Consider the following 14,440-nt stretch of genomic DNA (forward strand, 5'->3'; position numbering starts at 1 on the left):
AAAATTTGCCCGCATTGTAAGGGAGTCAGCACATCCGACGATAGGAATTGTACGTGAAGTTGGGCAGCGGTGGCGCCTGTTGGCTGGCCAACATCGTCGCACCCCGGCCAATCCGTGAGGCTTGCGCCACTTCCTGTTAGACTATGCGCCCACTTGCCAACACTGATGTGGATAACTGGCCTGGTTCATCTGTGAGGTAATCCGTGACCATTCGCTTCATCGCCGCTTCCCGGCTGCCCACCCCCTGGGCCACGTTCACCATGCATGGCTTCGAAGACGATGCCACGGGGAAAGACCATATTGCGCTCACCCTGGGCGATGTGAGCGATGGCGCGCCGGTGCTGGGGCGGGTGCACTCCGAGTGCCTGACGGGCGATGCGCTGTTTTCCATGCGCTGCGACTGTGGCTACCAGCTGCAGGAAGCCCTCAAGCGCATTGCCAGCGAAGGTCGCGGGGTGCTGCTGTACCTGCGTCAGGAGGGGCGCGGTATTGGCCTGCTCAACAAGATTCGCGCCTACCACTTGCAGGACCAGGGGGCGGATACCGTGGAGGCCAACGAGCAGCTCGGCTTCGGTGCCGACATGCGCCGTTATGATCTCTGCGTGCCGATGCTCGAGCACCTGGGCGTCTCCGCCCTCAAGCTGATGACCAACAACCCCCGCAAGGTCGATGCGCTCACCCGCGATGGGGTCAACGTGGTGGAGCGTCAGCCCATCACCACCGGCCTCAACCCGCATAACGAGCAGTACCTGGCCACCAAGGCGGGCAAGCTGGGCCACATGATGGCGCTGGATGACTTCACCCAGGCCAGCGATGTGGATATCGAGCGCAAGGGGTAGCGCTTACCCTTTGGCGGCCTGCTCTTTCTCCGCGGCGCGGGCCAGCGCCGGGCGGTCGGCATGGCGGGCGCGGTAGGCCACCAGCGGTTCCGGCAGGCGGTGTTTCATGCTCGCTGCCCAGCTCAAGGTGTGGGTCAGGAAGAGGTCGGCCAGTGTGAAGGTATCGCCCACCAGCGTCTCCTGGCCGTGGTAGCGGCGCTCCAGGGCGGTCAGGGCGCGCTGAAATTCCCAGGCGGCGGTGGGCAGTACGGAGGGCACGCGCTTGTCCTGAGGCAGGGCGAACTTGTGCTTGGCCTGCAGCCACAGCGGCTGCTCGATCTCGGTGACGATGAAGCTTAGCCACTGATCTACCTGGGCGCGTTCCTCTACGCTGTGTGGCAGCAGTTGGCCTTCGCCATACCGTTCGGCGAGATAGCGGCAGATGGGCGCGGATTCAAACAGCGTCAGTTCGCCGTCTTCCAGCACGGGTACCTTGCCATCCGGGTGGCGGGCGAGATGCTCGGCGCTTTGCCCCGCGCCCTGGTCCAGGGCTACGTGGTGGCACTGGTACGCCAGGCCCAGCTCTTCCAGCGTCCAGGCGGCACGCAGCGAGCGGGAGTTGGGAAAGCTGTATAGCGTGATCATTTGGCGGCTCCAGGCAGTACCGTGAAGCCTTCACTGTAGCCACTGCCTGAACGCCTGTCACGGGGCTACTGGCCCCGCGCCGCGCGGATGCGCTCGTAGGCATTGCCAATCTCGCTGGTGCGGGCCTGCGCCACCTCGCGCATGCTCTCCGGAAGCCCCTTGCCCGCCAGCTTGTCCGGGTGATTCTGGCTCATCAGGCGACGATACGCTTTCTTGATCTCGGCATCGCTGGCGTCTTCGGCCACGCCCAGTACGCGATAGGCATCCTTCAGAGCTTCCTCGCTGGCGCCTTGAGAGTTGGCCGTCGCGCCATGCAGCATGGCTTCGATCTGCTGTACTTCGGCCTCGCTGCAGCCAACGCCCCGCGCCACGCGCAGAATCATCTCATGCTCGGCGGGGTGCAGGACCCCGTCGGCGGCAATCGCGCTGAGCTGAACCTGCAAAAATACTTGGCGCAAAATGGGCTGACGCTGGGTCAGGCGATTGACCTTGGCCAGCTCGGCCTCCAGGTCGAAGTCGTCGGCACGGCCCCGTTCGAAGGCGGCCCGCGCCTTGGCGCGGTGCTCGCCCTGCAAGCGCATCTGGTCGAACAGCTTTTCGGCCACGCTCAGCTCACCTGGCGTGACCTTGCCATCGGCCTGGCAAAGGCAGCCCATCACCGAAAAGATCGACTCCAGGAAGCCTTCCTGCAAGCGCGTGCGGGCGGCATTCAAACGGCGCCCCAGCTGGCGTGCCAACCACCAGCCCAGACCCGCCCCCACCAGCAGACCCACGGGGCCGCCGCTGGCAAGGCCGATCAAACCAAACAGAATCATCAAAAAAAGCATAACGGTCTCAACAAGTTAGTCAGAAGGCTCAAGGCGACGGCAGGCGCGAACGAATGGCCGCTTCGATGCCGGCGGCATCCAGGCCGCAGTCGCGCAGCAGCTCGGCGGGGGTGCCGTGCTCGACGAAGCTGTCCGGCAAGCCCAGGTTCAGGACTTCGACCTGAACGCCTTCGCTGTGGAGCAGCTCATTCACCGCGCTGCCCGCGCCGCCCGCAATCACGTTCTCCTCCAGCGTGACCAGCAGCTCGTGCTCGTCGGCGGCGTGCAGCACGGCGTCGCGATCCAGCGGCTTGATGGAGCGCATGTTGATATGCGTTGCATTGAGCTTCTCGGCCACCTCGGCGGCGGCACCATTGATGCTGCCAAAGGCCAGCAGAGCGATGCGCATGCCGTCGCTGGTGCTGGTGCGACGAACCTCGGCCTGGCCAATCGCCATGGGCTCCAGATGGTCTGGAATGGCCACGCCGGGGCCGGTGCCACGGGGGTAGCGAACGGCGGCCGGGCCCGGGTGGTGGTAGGCGGCGCTGAGCATGGCGCGGCACTCTGCTTCATCGGCGGGGGCCAGAATCACCATGCCGGGCACGCAGCGCAGGAACGACAGGTCCATGCTGCCGTGGTGCGTCGGGCCGTCTTCTCCCACCAGGCCTGCTCGGTCGATGGCGAAGGTGACATCCAGGTCCTGCACGGCCACGTCGTGGATCAACTGGTCGTAGCCACGCTGCAGAAAGGTCGAGTAGATGGCGACGACGGGCTTCATGCCCTCGCAGGCCATGCCCGCGGCCAGGGTGACCGCGTGCTGTTCGGCAATCGCCACGTCGAAATAGCGTTCGGGGTAGGTCTGCGCAAAGCGAATCAGATCCGAGCCTTCGCCCATGGCGGGAGTGATGCCCATCAGGCGCGGGTCGGCGGCGGCCATGTCGCACAGCCAGTCACCAAACACATTGCAGTACTTCTTCTTGGGCGCAGCGGGGGGCTTCACCGGGGGCGCGCTGGACGCGGGCACTTTTTCCAGCTTGGTAATGGCGTGATAGCCAATCTGGTCGGCCTCTGCCGGCAGGAACCCTTTGCCCTTGACCGTCTTGATATGCAGAAACTGGGGGCCTTTCTGATCACGCAGGTTGCGTAGGGTCTGGGTCAGCGCGTCCAGGTCGTGGCCGTCGATGGGGCCCACGTAGTGAAAGCCCATCTCTTCGAAGAGCGTTGCGGAGCTCACCATGCCCTTCATGTGCTCTTCAGTGCGCTTGGCAAACTCCAGCGCGCCGGGCAGGTGCGAGAGCACTTTCTTGCCCTCTTCGCGCATTTTCAGGTAAGGCTTGCTGGAGAGCATCCGCGCCAGATAGGTGGCGATACCGCCGACGTTCTCGGAGATCGACATCTCGTTGTCGTTCAGCACCACTAGCATGTTGGCGTTGACGTGCCCGGCGTGGGCCAGCGCTTCGAAGGCCATGCCCGCGGTGAGCGCGCCATCGCCGATGATGGCACATACGCGGCGCGGGTCGTTTTGTGCCTGGGCGGCCAGGGCCATGCCGAGCGCCGCCGAGATCGAGGTGCTGGAGTGACCAACGCCGAAGGTGTCGTACTCGGATTCGGCGCGGCGGGGGAACGCGGCCAGGCCGCCGTGCTGGCGGATGCCGAGCATGGCTTCACGGCGGCCGGTGAGAATCTTGTGGGGGTAGGCCTGGTGGCCTACGTCCCATACCAGGCGGTCCCTGGGGGTGTGGAAGGCGTGGTGCAGGGCCACGCTGAGTTCCACCACGCCGAGCCCTGCGCCAAAGTGGCCGCCGGTGACACCGACGCTATACAGCAGGTAGGCGCGCAGCTCGTCGGCCAGCTGCGCCAGCTGGCCGGGACTCATGGCCCGCAGGGCCGCGGGGTGGTCAAAGGAGTCGAGCAGCGGCGTCGCCGGGCGCTCGCGGGGTATCTCGTCGAACAGCTTCATAGGCGGCATGTTTTCATGGGTATGTTGTGAAAGGCATCGTTAGTGGTCGCGCTCGATCATGTAATGGGCAAGATCGGCCAGGGGCGCGGCGCGCTCGCCAAGCGGGGCGAGCGCGGCAATGGCGTCGTCGATCAATGCGTTCGCTTTTTGCTGGGCGCCCGCCAGCCCGAGCAGGCTGGGATACGTGGGCTTGGCGCGGGCAGCATCGGCACCGGAGGTTTTGCCCAGCGTGGCGGTGTCTCCGGTGACGTCGAGAATGTCGTCGTGAATCTGGAAGGCTAGACCAATGGCCCGCGCATAGCGAATCAGTGCCGCCAGGCGTGGGTCGTCGGCCTCGACGGCGATCAGCCCACCCATCCGGACCGCCGCCACGATCAGCGCGCCGGTCTTGTGGGCGTGCATGTGAGCCAGTGCCTCGACATCGGGATGGCCACCCACGGCTGCCAGGTCCAGCGCCTGGCCTGCCACCATGCCATCGCGGCCAGCGGCCACCGCCAGGGTAGATACCAGTGCAGCCAGGCGCGGGTGCGGGCGGCTGGCCATGACTTCAAAGGCCAGCGCCTGCAGGGCGTCGCCTGCCAGAATGGCCGTGGCTTCGTCGTAGGCCTTGTGCACCGTGGGCTGGCCACGACGCAGGTCGTCGTCATCCATGGCGGGCAGGTCGTCGTGGATCAACGAGTAGGCGTGGATCAGCTCGATGGCCGCCGCGGGGGCGTCCAGGGCGTCGTCTTCTGCTCCCAGGGAGCGCCCCGCCAGATAGACCAGCAGCGGGCGCAGGCGCTTGCCGCCCACCAGCAGGCCGTGGCGCATGGCTGCTTCCAGGCGCGCCTCGACGGCGGGCCGAGACTCGAACAGCGCCGCCAGGGTGGCATCGACGCGGGCGTTGCTGGCGCGGCGCAGCGTGACCAGCGGTGTGTCGTGGGCCGTTACCATGGGGGCGTTTCCTCGCTGTCGTCGTGTCCCTGAGCAGCTGACGGCTCTGGTGCAGCATGGAAGGGAGCCACGTCCAGCTTGCCTTCGGCGGCTTCGCTGAGCGCGCGCACTTTCAGCTCGGCACTGTCGAGGCGCTGCTGGGCATCGCGCGTGAGCCGCACGCCCTGCTCGAAGGCGGTCAGGGCATCTTCCAGTGAGAGTTCGCCTGACTCCAGGCGTTCCACGATGGTTTCAAGCTCGGTCACCGTGGCAGCAAAATCTTGGGGAGGGGTGCTCATGGTCAATGCCTACCGTTTGTCGTGGGCCCTGTGCTCGGTGCGGGCGGCGAAAGTGGCCGGATGCCAGTCAAATAAACGCACAGTATACACCGAGGCAAGGGGGTGGCGTCTGCCTCCCGCTGGCGGGATTCCTCGACGTGTGCCGGGTTCATCTTCAAAACGCAGACTTTTCATCATCCGGGAGCGCTGAGAAAGGCGGGGGCTGTGCTACCATACGGGCCTTCCGTGAACCGATACACGGCGCCTGCCGCCGACCATAGAGGTTGATTCAGCCATGGCCAAAACGTCCCTGGAAAAGAGCAAGATCAAGATCCTGCTACTCGAGGGCGTCCACCAAAGCGCGGTGGACAATTTTCACAACGCGGGTTACGAAAACATCGAGCTTATCTCCACATCGCTGGATGAAGAAGCGCTGATCGAGAAGATCCGTGATGTTCACTTCCTCGGCATTCGCTCCCGGACGCAGTTGACGGAGCGCGTGTTCGATGCCGCCGAGAAACTGGTCAGCGTGGGCTGTTTCTGTATCGGGACCAATCAGGTCGACCTGGATGCGGCGCTCAAGCGCGGTATCGCGGTCTTCAATGCGCCGTATTCCAACACTCGCTCGGTGGCCGAGCTGGTGCTGGCGGAAGCCATCATGCTGCTGCGTGGCATTCCCGAGAAAAACGCGCTGGCGCACCAGGGGGGCTGGTTGAAATCGGCCAAGAACTCCCATGAGGCGCGCGGCAAGACGCTGGGTATCGTGGGCTATGGCAGCATTGGCGCTCAGCTGTCGGTGCTGGCGGAGTCACTGGGCTTCAACGTGATCTACTACGATGTGATCACCAAGCTGGGCATGGGTAATGCCAGCCAGGTCGCCAGCCTGGAGGAGTTGCTGGGTCGTTCGGACGTGGTCAGCCTGCACGTGCCGGACCTGCCCTCTACCCGCTGGATGATGGGTGCGAAGGAAATCGCCGCCATGAAGGATGGCGCGATCCTGATCAACGCCGCCCGTGGCAGCGTGGTCGAGATCGAAGCGCTGGCCGACGCCGTGAAGGCTGGCAAGCTGAACGGTGCCGCCATCGACGTCTTCCCGGTCGAGCCGAAGGGCAACGATGAAGAGTTCCAGAGCCCGCTGCGTGGCCTGCACAACGTGATCCTGACGCCGCATATCGGCGGCTCGACGCTGGAAGCGCAGGAGAACATCGGTATCGAAGTATCCGAGAAGCTGATCACCTACTCGGATAACGGCACCACGGTGACGTCGGTCAACTTCCCCGAAGTGGCGCTGCCTGCCCACCCGGACAAGCACCGCCTGCTGCACATCCACGACAACGTGCCCGGCGTGCTGTCGCAGATCAACCGCGTGCTGTCGGAGAACGGCATCAATATCTCCGGTCAGTACCTGCAGACCAACGACAAGGTGGGCTACGTGGTCATCGACGTCGACAAGGCCTATGGCCCGCAGGCGCTGGAAGCCCTGAAAAAGGTAGAGCATACGCTGAAGATTCGCGTTCTCTACTCGGCGCAGAACAGCTGATATTACCGACCCGCGCAGCGTCACAAAACGGCCCGAAAGGGCCGTTTTGCGTATCAGGCCAGGTCGAACAGCAGGACCTCACTGGCCTCGCTGCCTGCCACTGCAAAGTCCTCGCCTGGGTTGAAAGCCACCGCGTCGCCGGTGCGCAGGGTTTGTCCGTTCACCTCGATGGCCCCTTTCACCACATGCAGCCAGGCATAACGGGAGGGCGGCGCCGCCAGCTGATCACCCGCGCTCACCAGGCTGGCGTACAGATTGACGTCCTGATTGACGCTCACTGACCCTTCTCGGCCGCTCTGCGACGCGATCAGGCGCCACTGGCCCTGGCGTTCGGCCGTGGGGAATGCCTTCTGCTCGTAGCTGGGCGAGATGCCCCGCTGGGCCGGTTCGATCCAGATCTGCAGGAAATGCAGGCCGTTTTGCTGGGAGTGGTTGAACTCGCTGTGCAGCACCCCGGTGCCCGCCGACATGCGCTGTACGTCGCCGGGGCGCATGACCTCGCCGTTGCCCATGTTGTCCTTGTGCTCCATTTCACCTTCGAGCACGTAGGAGATGATCTCCATGTCCCGGTGGGGGTGGGCGCCAAAGCCGTGGCCCGGGGCGACCCGGTCTTCGTTGATCACCCGCAGGGCGCGAAAGCCCATGTGCTCCGGGTCCATGTAATTGGCAAACGAAAAGGTGTGGTACGAGCGCAGCCAGCCGTGGTCTGCATAGCCGCGCTCGTTGGAACGACGAATCTTCATGAACGGTACCTCGTTGATCAGTCAGGTTGTTGCCTACTCTATGTTGCCTACTATACGACCGAGAGCGCCCTGCGTGGGGTGAAGCTTTCTCAATGATGGCGTCGAAATAATCGACGATTGAGGGCCGCCAGAATAGTGGCTGGCAGGTGCGTGCAGATGCACGCGCGGCGCGCTTTTTGCTATCATGCGCGGGATTATTCACCCGGTCCGCCCTTTGCGAGGGCGACTACCAGGAGCACTGCATGACGATCCCCACTTCCACACCGCCCATCGTGGTGGCTGCGCTGTACAAATTTGTCACCCTGAACGACTTCGAAGCGCTGCGCGAGCCGCTGCACCAGACCATGCTGGCCAATGGCGTCAAAGGCACGCTGCTGTTGGCCGAAGAGGGCATCAACGGCACCGTGGCAGGCAGCCGTGAAGGCATCGATGCGCTGCTGGCCTGGCTGACCGCCGACCCGCGCCTGGCCGATATCGACCATAAAGAGTCGTTCTGCGACGAGCCGCCGTTCTACCGCACCAAGGTGAAGCTGAAAAAGGAGATTGTGACGCTGGGCGTGCCGGGCATCGACCCCAACGACACCGTGGGCACTTACGTCGAGCCGGAAAACTGGAACGACGTGATCTCCGACCCGGAAGTGCTGGTGATCGATACTCGTAACGACTACGAAGTGGCGATTGGCAGCTTCGAAGGCGCGGTCGACCCCAAGACCACCACGTTCCGCGAGTTTCCCGAGTACGTGCGCCAACACTACAACCCGGAGCAGCACAAGAAAGTGGCGATGTTCTGCACCGGCGGTATTCGCTGCGAGAAAGCCTCCAGCTTCATGCTGAAAGAGGGCTTCGAAGAGGTGTACCACCTGAAGGGCGGCGTGCTCAATTACCTGGAAAAGGTGCCGGAAGAGCAGTCGCTGTGGCGCGGCGAGTGCTTCGTGTTCGATAACCGCGTCACCGTGCGCCATGATCTCACCGAGGGCGAGCACGAGCAGTGCCACGCATGTCGCATGCCGATCTCTCAGGAAGAGATGCAGTCGTCGGCCTACGAGCCCGGCATCAGCTGCCCGCACTGCATCGACTCGCTGCCCGAGAAGACCCGCGCCGCCGCCCGCGAACGCCAGCGCCAGATCGAGCTGGCCAAGGCCCGCGGTGAACCCCATCCGCTGGGCTACAACCCTCGCCAGGCGGCCCACGACAAAGCGTAACCCAACCCCGTGGCCGCTTGCCCTGCAAGAGGCCACTTTGGCCGTCGTGAGCGATCAGCACGTCGGGCGGGCAGCTAGGCTGAGCAGCACGTTTTGCTCAGGAGCCTGCCATGCCCTCTTCACACATTGCTTCCCTCGACGACTGCCTGCTGCGCGGGGCATGATTTGAAGCAGATGCGCGCGCACCCCGAGCAGGCCTATTACCAGGTGCTGTTCGCTCGCCGTGGCGATGCCTTTGGGAGAAGCCTACGCCTTTGCCGGAGACACCATGGCCTGCAACATGCTGGCTGAGGACGTGGCCGAGGGCATCGATGCGTTTATCGAGAAACGCCCGCCGGTCTGGCGGCACCGCTAGCGATCCATTGGTGGAATTTGTTTCCGTAAACGCGACATGGCTGCCGGGGCGAGTTATCCTGCTGATTTATGAATGTTAACGCGCCCTCAGGAGAGTGCCAGGTGAGTGAAGTAAAGCGCAGGTCAGTCGGACGTCCGGCGGGAGCCACCAAAGCCAGCGGCGGGCATAGCCAATCGTTGGTACGCGGCCTCACGCTGCTCGAATACCTGGCGGCCAGCCCGCTGGGGATGGCGCTCTCGGAGCTTTCCGAACAAGCGGACCTGGCACCTTCCACGACCCACCGGCTACTCCAGGCACTGCAAAGCCAGGGGTTCGTCACCCAGGAGAGCGAGCAAGGCCTGTGGCGCATCGACGTGAAAACCTTCCGCATCGGCAACAGCTTTCTGGAAGCCCGCGACGTGGTGGCGAAAAGCCGTCCGTTTTTGCGCCGCCTGACGGCAGAGACCGGCGAAACGGCCAACCTGGGCATTCGCGATGGCGCCACGGCGGTGTTTTTGGCCCAGAACGAATCGCCGCAAATGATGCGCATGATCACGCGGCTGGGGTCGCGGGCACCGCTGCACGCCTCTGGGGTAGGCAAGGCGCTGCTGGCCTGGATGAGCGAGGAGGAGCGCGACGCGCTGTTGGCGGGTGGGTATGAGCTGGCGCGCGTCACGGAAAACACGCGCTATCAGGTCGATTCGCTGTTGGTGGAAATGGCCACCATTCGTGCCCAGGGCTTTGCCTGTGACCGTGAAGAGCATGCCATTGGCCTGCACTGCGTGGCCGCGTGTATTTTCGACGAGCACGCCACTCCCCTGGCGGCCATTTCCGTTTCCGGGCCCATGGCGCGCATTCCAGAAGATCGCCTGCTGGCGCTGGGGGCGCTGGTGCGCCGCACGGCGGATGACATCACCCTGCAAATGGGCGGCCAGCGGCCTCGTTAATTGCCGATGATTGCTCATGTTTAGTCTGTTTTGGGTGGCGCTTGCCAGTGCCACCTTGCTGCCGGGCGGCTCTGAAGTGTGGCTGGCCAGGCTCTGGTGCCTGGGTGAGCCCGCGCTGGGGCTTTGGCTGGTTGCCACGGTGGGCAATACGCTGGGTAGCATGATCAACGTGGCCATGGGGCGCTATGCCCGCCAGTTCCAGGATCGCCGCTGGTTCCCCGCATCGCCCCAAGGATTGGCCCGCGCAGAGCGCTGGTATCACCGCTTTGGTGAGTTCAGCCTGCTGTTGTCATGGCTGCCGGTCATAGGCGACCCGCTCACCGTCCTGGCCGGCGTCATGCGCTTGGCCTGGTGGCGGGCGCTGCTCTGGATCGTGCTGGCCAAGGGCGCGCGCTATGCGCTGTTGATCGTCATGGCCCAGCAGTGGCTGGCCCCTTACTGCCAATAAGGCACTGCTATGCGATTGCCTGAAAACTGCGCGAGGGTGTTTTCGTTGGTGCACCGAAAGCAGTCGCGATAACCTCTCTGGCAGTCAGGCATGTTACCCTAGCGTATGTTATGTCAGGTTTGCATTCCTGATGGATGCACTATTCTGTGTGGACGTGTCTGTGTGGACGTGTCTGTGCGGGCACGCATAGACAGGTTCTTGGCAAGTCGCAGGATCGCAAAAACTCACCCAAAGGGAGGTTATGGTGTGACGTCACTACGTTTATTACCCTGGCTAGGCGTCTGGATGCTGGCGCTGTTCGCCTTATTGGCCGGCCCCGCCATGGCGCAAACCACGCTGGGCGGTGACAACGAAGCGCCGGATACGAGCGCCGAGCAGCCGCCCTCGTATTCGGCGCTGGCGGACTTGCTGGAAGATGAGCAGGCTCGCCAGGAGCTGATTGAGCTGCTGCGCCACCAGGCATCGGCGCTGCCTCCAGGGTTGGCCAACGAACTCTCCCCGGAAGCCGCGGCTGCCGGTGGCAATGTCGCACCCGAAGATGTCTCGCTGCCGCGCCAGCTGGCCGAACTGACCAGCCGCACGGTGAGTGATGTCGGGGGCCAGCTGGAGCAGGCCGTCTCTATCGTCGGCAGCCTGTTCACGGGGCAGGGGGCCGGCACCTTCAATATGGCCGACTTCACCAATGCCGCGATCAATCTCGGCATTGTCATCATTGCCACGTTTGCCCTGTTCTTTACCTTCCGTCGTCTCGCCAAGACGCTGTTTACCAAGCTCAGCGCCTGGTCGCTGGCCGGTGGCAGTTTGACCCCGGTGCTGCGTCTCGTGCTGTGCGTGGCGTTGGCCGCGGTGGTGGATGTGCTGCTGGTGGCGCTGGCCTACGTGGGCGGCAACCTGATCGCCACGTTCGCGGTGGGCGAAGCGGGCGAGCTGTCTACCCGGGCTTCGCTGTTCCTGAACGCGTTCCTGATCATCGAGCTGCTCAAGGCGGCAGTGCGCATGCTGTTCTCCTCCCGCTATGAGGGACTGCGGTTGCTGCATATTTCTGCCCAGGAAGCCTCCTATTGGAATCGCTGGATCGCCCGTCTGATCGGTATGGTGGGCTATGGCCTGATGGTGGTCGTACCGCTGGTCAACTATTACCTGGCCCCGACCTTGGGGCAGGCCGTGGGCACCTTCATCATGCTGCTGGCCTTCGTCTATGCCGTGGCGGTGGTGCTGAAGAACCGTGTTCGACTGCGTGATAACTTGAACCTGATGGGCGACCGTTCGACGCTCATGGCCAGCCGCGTGTCGCTGCACCTTTTTGCCCGTACATGGCACCTGTTTGCTCTGCTCTACTTCCTGATGGTGTTCGTGCTGACCCTGACCCGCCCGGGCGACGCACTGCCCTTCGTGCTCATGGCCACGCTGAAAACGCTGGTGGCGGTGGTGGTGGGGCTGCTGCTGTCCACCTTCCTCACCCAAACCATCGGCCGTCGTATTCAGCTGTCGGATGACCTGCGTCGCAAGCTGCCGCTGCTGGAAGCGCGCCTGAACAGCTACGTACCCAATGCCCTGCGCGTGCTGCGCACCATCATTGTCGTGGCTGTGATCATGGTGGTGCTGGATGCCTGGGGAGCGTTCAATCTCGCCGCCTGGTACGCTTCCGAGCGCGGTGCCAACCTGGTGGGCAACCTGATCAGCGTGGCGGTCATTCTGATCGTATCGCTGGGCGTATGGCTGGGGCTGGCGAGCCTGATCGAGCACAAGCTGAACCCCGAGACGGGCGACGGGGAGCCCTCGGCGCGTGCCAAGACGCTGCTTAGCCTGTTCCGTAATGCGCTAGCCATTGCCATGGTGACCATCACCGGGATGATCGTGCTGTCGGAGATCGGCATCAACATCGGGCCGCTGATTGCCGGTGCCGGTGTGCTGGGTCTGGCGATCGGTTTCGGTGCCCAGAGGCTGGTGCAGGACGTCATCACCGGCGTCTTCATCCAGGTGGAAAACGCGATGAATACCGGCGATGTGGTGACCGTAGGGGGGATTACCGGTACCGCAGAGCGCTTGAGTATTCGCTCGGTGGGTATCCGCGACCTCTCCGGTACTTATCACATTGTGCCGTTCTCCAGTGTCGATACCGTCTCCAACTACATGCGTGAGTACGGCAACCATGTGGGCGAATACGGTATTGCCTACCGCGAGAACATCGACGATGCCATTGCCCAGCTCCAGTTGGCCTTCGAAGACCTCAAAGCCAGCGAAGAGCACGGTCACAAACTGCTGGCAGACATGACCGTGGCGGGCGTTACTGCGCTGGCCGACAGCTCGGTCAATATCCGTGTGGTCATCAAGACCACGCCGGGTGACCAGTGGGGCGTTGGCCGGGCATACAACCGCCTCGTCAAGATGCGCTTCGACTCGGCGGGTATCGAAATTCCGTTCCCGCATACCACCCTGTACTTCGGGCAGGACAAGTCCGGCTCTGCGCCGCCTGCCAACCTGCGTGTCATGCAGCAGGACTTCACCATCGATGGTAGCCCGGCAGGGCAGCCCAAACGAGCAGAGCTCGAAGTGGATGACCGCTATCGCCCTCGTCATGGAAAATCACCGAGTGAGCAAGAGGCTGAGCACCACAAGCCTGACGATGAGGACGTGTGATCCTCGACGCATCAACGACAAGGCCGCCTTCGGGCGGCCTCATTGCGTTGGGTCAGTCGCGCCGCTCGCCAGGGTAGTTTTCGGAGTGGCGACCCTCTAGGTTGATCGATTCGCCGCCGTCTACAAATAGCACTTGCCCGGCCACAAAGGCATTATCCAGCAAATAGTGCAGGGCTTGTACAAGGTGTGCTGGGTTGCCTTGGTGATTGACCGGAATGCCTTCGATGCGCCACTGGATATAGTCGCTGGTACGCTGGGTGGCAGGCAGCACTACCCCGGGGGCGATACCGTTAATCCGTAGGCGCGGAGCAAACTCCAGCGCTGCCATACGGGTCATCTCAGCTAGGCTTTTCTTGGAGAGCAGGTACGCCGCATACGGATATTGGTGATAGGCCACTTTGTTGTCGATGATGTTGATCACCTGACCGTGTTCGACCGCCTCGGCAAAATGGCGTGTGAGTAGCAGCGGGGTGAACATATTGACCCGAAACTGGGTCTCCAGCATGGCCAGGTCTGTCTGGGCGATGGGCGCAGGCTCATAGGCTGAGGCGCTATTGAGCAGCACATTCAAACCGGGAAAGCGCGCTTTCGCCTGTTGAATCAGTGTTTCCGGTGAGTCGCTCAAAAAATCGCAGGAAAGAATCTCGCACTCCCTCCCTTTGCCACGAATCACCGTGGCCACCTCTTCAGCCTCCCCTCGGGAGCTATTCACGTGCAGGGCGATATCGAAGCCTTTGTCGGCCAGGGCTTCTGCAAAATGGCGTCCAAGTCGTGTGGCGCCGCCGGTGACCAGTGCCGCAGGTGTTGGCATGAAAAGTCCCTCGCTGTCGGTATGGTGTGTCATGATGGGGGGTGATCACCAAGACTCTGCGTGAGCGCAGCGTTTGTCAATAAATTGTACAGAGCTTGAACAAAATGCGTGGCGGTTTACTCTGTAGATAGCCTGAGCGAGCTATTTTTTAGTTCATCGCATTCTGGCGTGCAAGCGAAGCAATTCTCGGCAAAGTGCGATGAGCATCGGCGCGTAATAGATTCATTGGACGACTGCCTGGGCAGGCACCAATGCCGCCATCATCGCGGGCTAAAGCCCCCTTATATGGACCCGTCCCGTTGAGCAAGCAAGCCATGAGATGGACACGGATGAGGACTGCACGCTTATATCCGGCC

Annotated in this window: 14 protein-coding genes and 1 pseudogene; 7 read left to right on the plus strand and 8 right to left on the minus strand. The window is 63.0% G+C overall.

What is annotated here, in order from left to right; translation table 11 throughout:
• The first annotated feature begins 203 nt into the window (after positions 1 to 203).
• The gene (ribA, locus tag CWI66_RS14320) at positions 204 to 839 is read left to right on the plus strand and encodes a GTP cyclohydrolase II (RefSeq protein WP_016915399.1); all 636 of its coding nucleotides are present in this window, start codon (positions 204 to 206) and stop codon (positions 837 to 839) included.
• A gap of 3 nt (positions 840 to 842) precedes the next feature.
• On the opposite strand, the gene CWI66_RS14325 is transcribed toward ribA, so the two are convergent.
• The 5 genes from CWI66_RS14325 to CWI66_RS14345 form a co-directional block, all read right to left on the minus strand.
• Positions 843 to 1,463, minus strand: a complete 621-nt coding sequence (locus CWI66_RS14325; protein WP_100732041.1) for a glutathione S-transferase family protein — start codon at positions 1,461 to 1,463, stop codon at positions 843 to 845.
• Between the two features lie 65 nt (positions 1,464 to 1,528).
• Entirely contained in the window at positions 1,529 to 2,290 is a 762-nt protein-coding gene (gene djlA / locus CWI66_RS14330; RefSeq protein ID WP_081135897.1) for a co-chaperone DjlA, read from the minus strand.
• Between the two features lie 28 nt (positions 2,291 to 2,318).
• On the minus strand, positions 2,319 to 4,229 hold the full coding sequence (dxs, locus tag CWI66_RS14335; RefSeq protein WP_176212852.1) for a 1-deoxy-D-xylulose-5-phosphate synthase: 1,911 nt from the start codon (positions 4,227 to 4,229) through the stop codon (positions 2,319 to 2,321).
• A 39-nt stretch (positions 4,230 to 4,268) separates the two neighbouring features.
• On the minus strand, positions 4,269 to 5,162 hold the full coding sequence (locus CWI66_RS14340) for a farnesyl diphosphate synthase (RefSeq protein ID WP_100732042.1): 894 nt from the start codon (positions 5,160 to 5,162) through the stop codon (positions 4,269 to 4,271).
• Positions 5,156 to 5,440 carry an exodeoxyribonuclease VII small subunit gene (locus CWI66_RS14345; RefSeq protein ID WP_081193414.1) on the minus strand — a complete coding sequence of 95 codons (285 nt, stop codon included), beginning with the start codon at positions 5,438 to 5,440 and terminating at the stop codon, positions 5,156 to 5,158. Before CWI66_RS14345 ends, CWI66_RS14340 begins: the two co-directional genes overlap by 7 nt.
• A 274-nt stretch (positions 5,441 to 5,714) precedes the next feature.
• Here CWI66_RS14345 and serA point away from each other — a divergent pair, with 274 nt between their 5' ends.
• The gene (serA, locus tag CWI66_RS14350; RefSeq protein WP_100732043.1) at positions 5,715 to 6,959 is read left to right on the plus strand and encodes a phosphoglycerate dehydrogenase; all 1,245 of its coding nucleotides are present in this window, start codon (positions 5,715 to 5,717) and stop codon (positions 6,957 to 6,959) included.
• A 53-nt stretch (positions 6,960 to 7,012) separates the two neighbouring features.
• Here serA and CWI66_RS14355 read toward each other — a convergent pair whose 3' ends face one another.
• Entirely contained in the window at positions 7,013 to 7,702 is a 690-nt protein-coding gene (locus tag CWI66_RS14355; RefSeq protein ID WP_100732044.1) for a pirin family protein, read from the minus strand.
• 242 nt (positions 7,703 to 7,944) lie between these two features.
• Between CWI66_RS14355 and trhO the strand changes: the two genes are divergently transcribed.
• The 5 genes and pseudogenes from trhO to ybiO all read left to right on the plus strand — a co-directional run bounded on the left by trhO (position 7,945) and on the right by ybiO (position 13,273).
• The gene (trhO, locus tag CWI66_RS14360; protein WP_100732045.1) at positions 7,945 to 8,904 is read left to right on the plus strand and encodes an oxygen-dependent tRNA uridine(34) hydroxylase TrhO; all 960 of its coding nucleotides are present in this window, start codon (positions 7,945 to 7,947) and stop codon (positions 8,902 to 8,904) included.
• A 223-nt stretch (positions 8,905 to 9,127) separates the two neighbouring features.
• Positions 9,128 to 9,259: pseudogene (locus CWI66_RS18590) on the plus strand (enoyl-CoA hydratase); the annotation flags it as partial.
• 101 nt (positions 9,260 to 9,360) lie between these two features.
• Positions 9,361 to 10,185, plus strand: a complete 825-nt coding sequence (locus tag CWI66_RS14375) for an IclR family transcriptional regulator domain-containing protein (RefSeq protein ID WP_100732046.1) — start codon at positions 9,361 to 9,363, stop codon at positions 10,183 to 10,185.
• A gap of 16 nt (positions 10,186 to 10,201) precedes the next feature.
• On the plus strand, positions 10,202 to 10,633 hold the full coding sequence (locus CWI66_RS14380; protein WP_016915386.1) for a YqaA family protein: 432 nt from the start codon (positions 10,202 to 10,204) through the stop codon (positions 10,631 to 10,633).
• 246 nt (positions 10,634 to 10,879) lie between these two features.
• Positions 10,880 to 13,273, plus strand: a complete 2,394-nt coding sequence (gene ybiO / locus CWI66_RS14385) for a mechanosensitive channel protein (protein ID WP_100732047.1) — start codon at positions 10,880 to 10,882, stop codon at positions 13,271 to 13,273.
• Between the two features lie 52 nt (positions 13,274 to 13,325).
• Here ybiO and CWI66_RS14390 read toward each other — a convergent pair whose 3' ends face one another.
• Positions 13,326 to 14,084, minus strand: a complete 759-nt coding sequence (locus tag CWI66_RS14390; RefSeq protein WP_100732049.1) for an SDR family oxidoreductase — start codon at positions 14,082 to 14,084, stop codon at positions 13,326 to 13,328.
• Positions 14,085 to 14,232: 148 nt separating this feature from the next.
• A partial coding sequence (locus CWI66_RS18405; RefSeq protein ID WP_232710927.1) for a hypothetical protein occupies positions 14,233 to 14,440 on the minus strand: 208 nt, incomplete at its 5' end.

This window comes from Halomonas sp. 141 (genome assembly GCF_002810305.1).
Taxonomy (GTDB): Bacteria; Pseudomonadota; Gammaproteobacteria; order Pseudomonadales; family Halomonadaceae; genus Vreelandella; species Vreelandella stevensii.

Bases quoted from the DNA above. Each gene is read 5' to 3' on its own strand.
- CWI66_RS14325 (WP_100732041.1), bottom strand. From the start codon at position 1,463: ATGATCACGCTATACAGCTTTCCCAACTCCCGCTCGCTGCGTGCCGCC.
- djlA (WP_081135897.1), bottom strand. From the start codon at position 2,290: ATGCTTTTTTTGATGATTCTGTTTGGTTTGATCGGCCTTGCCAGCGGC.
- dxs (WP_176212852.1), bottom strand. From the start codon at position 4,229: ATGAAGCTGTTCGACGAGATACCCCGCGAGCGCCCGGCGACGCCGCTG.
- CWI66_RS14340 (WP_100732042.1), bottom strand. From the start codon at position 5,162: ATGGTAACGGCCCACGACACACCGCTGGTCACGCTGCGCCGCGCCAGC.
- CWI66_RS14345 (WP_081193414.1), bottom strand. From the start codon at position 5,440: ATGAGCACCCCTCCCCAAGATTTTGCTGCCACGGTGACCGAGCTTGAA.
- serA (WP_100732043.1), top strand. From the start codon at position 5,715: ATGGCCAAAACGTCCCTGGAAAAGAGCAAGATCAAGATCCTGCTACTC.
- CWI66_RS14355 (WP_100732044.1), bottom strand. From the start codon at position 7,702: ATGAAGATTCGTCGTTCCAACGAGCGCGGCTATGCAGACCACGGCTGG.
- trhO (WP_100732045.1), top strand. From the start codon at position 7,945: ATGACGATCCCCACTTCCACACCGCCCATCGTGGTGGCTGCGCTGTAC.
- CWI66_RS14380 (WP_016915386.1), top strand. From the start codon at position 10,202: ATGTTTAGTCTGTTTTGGGTGGCGCTTGCCAGTGCCACCTTGCTGCCG.
- CWI66_RS14390 (WP_100732049.1), bottom strand. From the start codon at position 14,084: ATGCCAACACCTGCGGCACTGGTCACCGGCGGCGCCACACGACTTGGA.